A 6,114-nucleotide genomic window follows, 5' to 3' on the forward strand; every position below is an offset into this window, starting at 1 on the left:
GGCCTCTTTCGTTCCGGAGTCCGGCCGCCCTGCCCGCACGTCACCGCCCATGAGGTGACGGGTCGTCACCCGAGTGGGGGCAATTGTGGCTCGACGCCGTCATCCGGACATACCGTGGGCCGTCCCGGAGCGGGACCTGAACGGAGCGACGGTGAAGATCTCCTTCCTCATCCACACCATCTACGGCATCGGCGGGACCATCCGTACGACGCTGAACCTGGCCGAGGAGCTGGCCGGCCGGCACGAGGTCGAGATCGTTTCCGTGTTCCGGCACCGGGACCCGCCGGCGTTCCCGATCGACCCCCGGATCACCGTCGTTCCCATGGTCGACATCCGGCCGGCGAATCCCTTCAACGACCGGCGGGACCCGCTGTTCGCCGAACCGTCCCGTGCCTTCCCCCGCTCCGAGGCCCGGTACAAGGAGTACAACCGGCTCATCGACGACCGGGTCCAGGCCCACTACGCCGTCTCCGACGCGGACGTCGTCATCGGCACCCGGCCCGGGCTGGTGGCCTATGTCGCCCAGTTCGCGCCCGCCTCCGCGGTCCGTATCGGCCAGGAGCACATGACGCACAACCACCACAAGGCGGCGCTGCGCGAGGAGATGTACGAGCATCTCGACGCGGTCGACGCCTTCGTGACGGTCTCCGAGGGAGACGCGAAGGCGTGGCGCGACAAGATGCCGCTGCGCAGCACGCGGGTGCTGTCCATCCCGAACAGCGTTCCCGAGCCCTCCGTCCGCCCCTCCGACGGCACGGGCCGGACGGTCGTGGCGGCCGGCCGGCTGGGGGCGGAGAAGCAGTTCGACGTACTGATCGACGCGTTCGCCCAGGTCGTCGCCGTACGGCCCGGCTGGACCCTGCGCATCTACGGGTCCGGCGACCAGCGGGACGCGCTGCTGGCGAGGATCCACAAGCTCGGCCTCTACAACGAGGTCCATCTGATGGGCCCCTGCTCGCCGATCGAGTCGGAGTGGGTCAAGGGGGCCGTCGCCGCTTCCGCGTCCCGGCACGAGTCGTTCGGCATGACCCTGGTGGAGGCGATGCGCTGCGGTGTGCCGGTGGTGAGTGCCGACTGCGACTACGGTCCGCGCGAGATCATCGAGGACGGTGTCGACGGGCTGCTCGTCCCGGTCGGCGACGCCGGTGCCATGGCCCGGGCGCTGCTGCGGCTCGTCGACGACGAGGATCTGCGCCGCGGCATGGCCGCCGCCGCGGTGCGCAACGCGCGCCGCTTCGACCCCGCGGCGGTGGCGGAGCGGTACGAGACCCTGTTCGAGGAGCTCGCCGCCGAGGTGGCGCAGCGCGACCGTGTCCCCGCCACCGCGCCGCTCGCCGACTGCACCGTCGCCCCGGACGGTTCGCTTCAGGTGCGTCCGGTGGCGCCCCTGCCGGCGGGCTGCGACAGCGGCGCCCGGCTGGTGTGCGTGCGTACCGGGTCGCGTGCCCAGGTGCGGACCTTCGACCTGGACGAGAAGGGGTCGGTGACGGTCCCGGCCGACGAGGTCTTCCCGGAGGGGGTGTGGGACGTCTTCCTCGAGCCGGCGGCCGGCCCGGGGCAGCGGCTGGCGGCCCGCGTCGTCGACCAGCGCGGCGCCCTCGACGCGGCCGAGCGCGTGACGCCCGGCGAAGGGGTGCGCCATCTCCTTCCGTACGCGGACACGGCCAAGGGTGGCGTGCTCGCGCTGAGGGCCTGGCACCGGCCGGTCCACGCAGAGGCGGGGGACATCCGGATCGACGGTGCCCGGGTGACCATCGAGGGCAGCATGCTCGGCACCGCCATGGTCTCCCGGGCACCCGTGCTCGTATTGCGCCGGCGGGGAGGAGGGGCGGACGAGATCCAATTCCGCGGCAAAAAGGTCGGCAAGGACGGATTTCGGTTCCGTTTTTCTTCATCCGTACCGGCTGCCTCACAGGTCAGCGGAAACGATGTGTGGGACTTTTTCATTCGCTGTGACCCGGCTGTGAAGCCGGTGAGGATCGGCCGGCTGCTCGATGATCTGGTGATGAAGCAGCGGGTTTTCGTATACCCGGACACGGTGTTGGGGAAGCGCAGGCAGACGGGCCTGCCGCGGGCGGTGGCACGGCGTGTGCTGGGACGGCAACGAAAGAAGATCCGCGTGCACGTCTATTACACGCTGTCGAACGACCTCGCGCTCAATGTGGCGGATATGTAAGTGCCGCTTCTCCCGCTCTGTGATACTTCACTCCATCCGAACGTGTGGCGTCAGTCACCTGATCCAGAGGCGCCGTTCGGTGTCGCATGCCCGCAACGCCAGGGTGAACAGCAGGTTTATTCGAATGTGCGCAAGGTGTCAGCCGTCTTGCGGGACGGTGAGCACGAATGTCAGCATCGGCCTTGTCCCCCGCCCCCGCAAGATTGGTCCCCTTGTCCGTGCACCACATGGCCAGATCCCGAACCACAGCTGTCCTGCTCGCCGGGGGTACCGGTCAGCGGGTGGGGCTCGCGATTCCCAAGCAGCTGGTGAAGATCGCGGGTAAGGCGGTCATAGAACACACGCTGGCGATTTTCGAGCAGGCCGACTCCGTCGATGACGTCGTCGTGATGATGGCACCCGGTTATGTCGCGGAAGTGGAGAAGATCGTCGCGAAGGCCGGGCTGACCAAGGTCACCAAGGTCCTCGAGGGCGGCGCGACCCGCAGCGAGACCACCGAGCGCGCCATCGCCGCCCTCGGTGAGGACCTCGCGGAGGGGGAGGACCTGAACGTCCTCTTCCACGACGCGGTCCGCCCGCTGCTCTCCGAGCGGGTCATCAAGGACTGTGTCGACGCGCTGGACCGCTACCAGGCCGTCGACGTGGCCATCCCCTCCGCGGACACGATCATCGTGACCCGGACGCACGGCGAGGACGGCGAGTTCATCACCGACGTCCCGGACCGCTCCCGGCTGCGCCGCGGGCAGACCCCGCAGGCGTTCAAGCTGTCGACGATCCGCAAGGCGTACGAGATCGCGGCCGGTGACCCCAACTTCCAGGCGACGGACGACTGCACGGTCGTGCTGAGGTATCTGCCGGACGTGCCCATCTACGTCGTCGCGGGCGACGAGTACAACATGAAGGTCACTCAGCCGGTCGACGTGTTCATCGCCGACAAGCTCTTCCAGCTCGCCTCGACCGCCCTCCCCGCCCCCGCCGACGAACGGGCCTACCGCGAGCAGCTCACCGGCAGGACGGTCGTCGTCTTCGGCGGCTCGTACGGCATCGGCGCCGACATCGCCTCGCTCGCCGAGTCCTACGGCGCCAAGGTGTACGCGCTGGGCCGCTCCACCACCGGCACGCACGTCGAGAACCCCGAACACGTCGACGAAGCCCTCTCCAAGGCGTACGCCGAGAGCGGCCGCATCGACTACGTGATCAACACCGCGGGAGTGCTGCGCATCGGCAAACTGGCGGAGACGGACAACGCGGCCATCCAGGAAGCGCTGAACGTGAACTACCTGGCGCCGGTCCATATCGCCCGCGCCTCGCACAAGTATCTCGCCGAGACCCGGGGCCAGTTGCTGCTCTACACCTCCAGCAGCTACACCCGCGGCCGTGCCGAGTACAGCCTGTACTCGTCCACCAAGGCCGCCATGGTGAACCTCACCCAGGCCCTGTCGGACGAGTGGGCCGCCGACGGTATCCGGGTGAACTGCGTGAACCCCGAGCGCACCGCGACCCCGATGCGCACCAAGGCGTTCGGCGTCGAGCCTGCCGGTTCCCTGCTGTCGTCGGAGGCCGTCGCCCGTACCTCGCTCGACGTGCTGCTGTCCGAGCTGACCGGACACGTCATCGACGTGCGCCAGCAGGACCCGACCCGTGACGCCTCCGAGGCGACCGGGTTCGAGCAGGCCCTGGCGTCCGTCCTGGACCGCCATGAGGACGAGGAACACAGCTGATTGCTCACGCGCTGGGGCCTCTGCGGTCGCCGCAGGGGCCCTAGTCTGTCGAGCGGGGCTCAACGTCCTTCGCAGAAAACCGTCGGCACCACCTTGGAGCAGGTTTTTCCGTGATTACCAAAGCCATTCGCATGGCACGCGTGGGCAGCGGATCGGAGCTGGCAGCCGCGCTCCTGCTGATGCTGGGATTCCCCTGCGTCATGCTCGCGGCGATAATCCCCAGCATCTGGTTCTTCGCAGCGGCCGCCGCCGTGACGTACGCGGCGGACCAGTTCCTGCACCAGCGGTCGAGCTACCTGATCAACCGGCTCGCCAAGGTCCGGGCCGGTCTGTCGATCCGCTTCCTGGTGCGCCAACTGCTCCTCGTGCTGCTGCTGGCCCGGATGGGGTTCGCGGAGCAGCCCGTCTTCTATGTGACGGTCGCCTGCCTTCTCGGTTTCTACGGTCTCCAGGCGCCGCACGGCGCGATGGTCACGCTGATCCGGCTGCGCCGCAAACTGCCCGTGGTCACGCGCAACGTCGATCTCAGCCGGGTGCGCATCCCGGACGCGCCGCCGCGCCCGCTGCTGGACCGCTCGGCGGAGAAGATGCTGCACCTCGACATCTTCTCGTTCATCGGCGTGCTGCTCGCCGTCGGGACCGACCGCACCGTCTTCGCGTACGCCGGACTCGGGCTCACGCTCCTCCTCGCGGTCGTGTACCTGGCGCTGCTCGTCCCGCACCTGCGGCCGGGCCGCCTCGTGCCGCCGCCGGACAAGGTACTGGCCGGCGTGGATGCCTGGCTGCGCGACTACAAGCCGACGGTGATGCTCTACTTCTCCGGCTCCAGGGAGTCGGCGTACCAGGTCAACATGTGGCTCGACACGATGGCCAAGATCGACGGCCGGCCCCTGATCGTCCTGCGTGAGCGCAACATCGTGCCGCAGCTCGGCGCCACGTCCGTCCCGGTGATCTGCGTGCCCGGTGGCGTGCACCTGATGAACCTCGACCTGTCGACGGTCCGCGTCGCGCTGTACGCCGCCAACGTCGGCAAGAACATCCACATGCTGCGCGTACCGACCATGAAGCACGTCTTCATCGGCCACGGCGACAGCGACAAGCTCGCCAGCGTCAACCCGTACAGCAAGGTCTACGACGAGGTGTGGACCGCCGGCCGGGCCGGCCGCGACCGGTACGCCCTCGCCGACGTCGGTGTGCGCAGCGAGGACATCGTCGAGGTGGGCCGCCCCCAGCTCGCCCCCATCCGGGCATGGACGGGCGGGCCGCAGAAGCCGATCCCGACGGTTCTGTACGCCCCCACCTGGGAGGGCTGGGACGACAACCCCGGCAACACCTCCCTGTTGCTGGCCGGCGAGAACATCGTGGAGCGGCTGCTGAACGCGGAGCAGCCCATCCGGCTCATCTACAAGCCGCATCCGTTCACCGGCACCCGCAGCGCGGAGGCCAAGGCCGTCGACGCGCGGATCAGGGCGCTGGTCGAGGCCGCGGCCGCAGCCCGGGCCATCGACCCGCGGTGGACGGCGGAGGCGGCGGCGGACGCCGAGGACCAGGCCGCCGCGCGCGTCGAGCTGGAACGCATCGAAGCACGTCTCGCGGAACTGTCGGGCGTCTCCAAGGCCGGCGGGGACGAGGCGGAGGAGGCTCGCGACTCGGTGGCCGACCCGGCGCGCGAGGCCGAGATCATGAAGCTCAAGGACGAGTGGAACGCGGCGTACTGGCGCTCCTTCGGCTGGTGGGAGCACCGCGTCATCGCCGGTCCCGAGCCGCGCCTGTACGACTGCTTCAACGAGTCGGACTGCATGGTCTCCGACATCTCCAGCGTGGTCTCCGACTACATCGCGAGCGGCAAGCCGTACGCGGTCACCGACTCGGCGGGCCTGGGAGAGGCGGAGTTCCGGCGGCAGAACACCGCGGTGCGCGCGGCCGTGATCCTCTCCAACAGCGCCACGGAGCTCGACGAGCTGCTCGCGGCCGTCGCCGACGCTGCGGCGGACACCCGTGCCGAGGCCCGGCGGGAGCTCAAGGAGTATCTGCTCGGCCCCGACGAGCCGACGTCCCTGCAGCAGTTCGACGCGGCGGTGCAGGCACTGGCCGCCAAGGCGGAGGCACGCAATCTGGCGCTGCAACAGCGCCTGACGGGACCCGAGCAGGCGCCGGGGCTCGACGACTCGCCCGTGGGCGACACAGCCGTGGGCGGCTGACGCGACACATCCGCAG

3 protein-coding genes are annotated in these 6,114 nt (G+C 69.3%); all 3 read left to right on the top strand.

The annotated features are described in order from the left end of the window. The first annotated feature begins 151 nt into the window (after positions 1–151). Positions 152–2,176, top strand: coding sequence for a glycosyltransferase family 4 protein (locus tag ACWGH4_RS29245; protein WP_453466212.1), 2,025 nt, complete (start codon positions 152–154; stop codon positions 2,174–2,176). Between the two features lie 227 nt (positions 2,177–2,403). Next, a complete protein-coding gene (locus ACWGH4_RS29250; RefSeq protein ID WP_441262983.1) occupies positions 2,404–3,897 on the top strand; it encodes an SDR family NAD(P)-dependent oxidoreductase in 1,494 nt (497 codons plus the stop codon). Between the two features lie 131 nt (positions 3,898–4,028). Then, positions 4,029–6,098 carry a hypothetical protein gene (locus ACWGH4_RS29255; protein ID WP_453466215.1) on the top strand — a complete coding sequence of 690 codons (2,070 nt, stop codon included), beginning with the start codon at positions 4,029–4,031 and terminating at the stop codon, positions 6,096–6,098. Positions 6,099–6,114 lie beyond the last annotated feature (16 nt).

Source organism: Streptomyces sp. NPDC054847 (assembly GCF_053610925.1).